Below are 447 nucleotides of genomic sequence, written 5' to 3'. Positions count from 1 at the left end.
CTTCCCGTACCTCGCCGCCTACAACTACAACGAGGGCTTTGCGACGGTCGTGACCGCAAACGTCGACGAGGAGCCGAAATACGAAGCGAAGGAGCTTCGCGTCCTCAACTCGTGGGGAGACGTCACGTTCAATTCGAGAAAAAAATACCTCGATCCGAATACGGGCGCATACTGCAGCGACAGATTTTATCCCCCGCTTACAAAGGGCGAGGAGAACGTCGGCCCCCTCTATTTCGACCGCGGCTATATGAGACTGCGCAAGGTGACCTTCGATAAATTCCAGCTTGACGAATACGGCGATTTCAGAGTCAATTCCGACGTCGACGTCCTCGTGACCCCCTACGGGAGAGAATTCCCGATCCCCGAGGGCTTCAAGATTCGCGGCTACGCGGACGGGGTGATAACCCTCGAGCGAGACGGAGCGTACGGGTTTTTCCGCACCGACGG

At 57.0% G+C, this 447-nt stretch carries 1 protein-coding gene; it reads left to right on the top strand.

All coding sequences use genetic code 11. The annotated features are described in order from the left end of the window. A partial coding sequence (locus tag AWB54_RS16040) for a hypothetical protein (RefSeq protein WP_160328974.1) occupies positions 1-447 on the top strand: 447 nt, incomplete at both ends.

The sequence above is a fragment of the Syntrophomonas wolfei subsp. methylbutyratica genome, assembly GCF_001570625.1.
Lineage (GTDB): Bacteria > Bacillota > Syntrophomonadia > Syntrophomonadales > Syntrophomonadaceae > Syntrophomonas > Syntrophomonas methylbutyratica.
The sequence above is the reverse complement of the archived record's forward strand: the minus strand, read 5'-3'. Positions and strand labels throughout refer to the sequence as shown.